A 1523-nucleotide genomic window follows, 5' to 3' on the forward strand; every position below is an offset into this window, starting at 1 on the left:
CTAGCTGGGTTCTCAAAGTCGCTCAGAGACGCACCACGGCACACAGAAAGCTCATATCGAGTGGTGGGATTAATCGCAGTGCTATGTTCTTGAATCATTTGGTGAGCTTTGTCATAAACACGAAGTTTGATAGTACCCTTGTATTTGTTGTTCTGAAAGTAAACCGTTCCAGTGTCAGTGCCGTCATTGAGTTGATTCAGGATGTACTGCAATTGACGTTGGCGAGTAGCAACTTGAGCGTGACCAGTAGGGTATATTCCACGGATGCGCTGAATCGAAAGAGGACCAGCCAGAGGAGTATCGTAAGCAACATCGAGACGAGTGATATTGTAAGGCGCACTAGCAAGTAATTCGAGGAACGTCCGGTAATGCTCGCTATCGCGAGCTTGCGATAGCAATAGGCCAGAGATAGAAAGGTTAACATAGGAATCTTTGGAGGTTATGAACAGACTCCCGCCGCTAGTAGATTTATAAAGTTCTTTAGCACCCCCAAGGTCAGTGTAGTCCAAGGGTGAAATAGTCGTGAACAGGGAAACAATATCCAAGTGAGGACTAAGCGAAGTTGGATAGGAAATTGAGAGCCAATCCGCGAACGGTTTTAGGTAACTAATGGTCATTTCTAGCGCCCTCAAGTTGAGATACTAAGTCCGTGTATTCGGCATCAAGAAGAGATTTCTTGGAGTCGATGGCAGATTTTAGAGAATCAAGATAGGAACGAACCTTATCAGGATTTCTCGAAAGAGTTGGAGCGTCCTTGCTCGATACTTCAGCACTACTGATTGATAGATTCAAAACTTCAATAAGAGTCGAAACGTTCTCAGAAAGCATCTCAGTGATAAGTGAAGATCTTGAAACTTTGAGAGCAGTAGAAAGCCTGTCCAGTTGAACGCTGAGTTCGGTCGGAATAGTCATAGAAATTCGTTTTGTCTTTGCCATTGAGTAACACCTTAAAAAGAAGATTCAAGGGTAGTATATAGGTAATACCTAACAGTTAAAATAGGTAATACCTAATTTTTGAGTTTTTTAACAAAAAATGCTCTGTATGCATTGATACATATAGCTTGAGACCAGTTTGAACCATTAAGTCAGGTAGGGTATTACTTCTACCTACCTGACGCGGTTGACGCAAACACATCACGTGGTTGTGTCAACATCGCGACGGAAAAGCAGTTAATCAAGGAGGGTGATTTTGTAGTTTATAGGTTTACAAGTTTATCGGTTTAAAAGGATATTTCAGCATCGTATCTAAAGAAGTCTACGCTTCGCTATATGCTTCGCATGTAACAAACATCTTTTCAATTTGACGACGCAATAATAAATCCCCTCCAGGGACGTTTAAAGATTGTCGGACAATCTGTAGTAAAGCTGGGTGGTTCTCGATAAGGAATTTTAACCGTTCATAGTCAGTTATTTGGCCTTTGGAGTAGTCATCGTAGTTGATACGTTCAGCAGCAGTCCATTTTGAAGCTGTAAAGCCCTCAGGAGCGTCCAGAAGGTCTGATGGTAAGAAATGCCAGAACACA

The 1523-nt window shown here is 42.2% G+C and carries 3 protein-coding genes; all 3 read right to left on the reverse strand.

The genetic code is table 11. The features are described from left to right. The coding region (locus RM544_RS17620; RefSeq protein WP_311363137.1) for a replication initiation factor domain-containing protein at window positions 1-617 on the reverse strand (617 nt) is incomplete at its 3' end. Further along, complete coding sequence (locus RM544_RS17625) at window positions 607-936, reverse strand: ribbon-helix-helix domain-containing protein (RefSeq protein WP_311363138.1); 330 nt, start codon at window positions 934-936, stop codon at window positions 607-609. The genes RM544_RS17620 and RM544_RS17625, both read right to left, overlap by 11 nt. Before the next feature lie 319 nt (window positions 937-1255). Further along, window positions 1256-1523: hypothetical protein (locus RM544_RS17630; RefSeq protein ID WP_311363139.1), on the reverse strand; the 268-nt coding region annotated here is incomplete at its 5' end.

Source organism: Brumicola blandensis, assembly GCF_031846165.1.
GTDB classification, from domain to species: Bacteria; Pseudomonadota; Gammaproteobacteria; order Enterobacterales; family Alteromonadaceae; genus Glaciecola; species Glaciecola blandensis.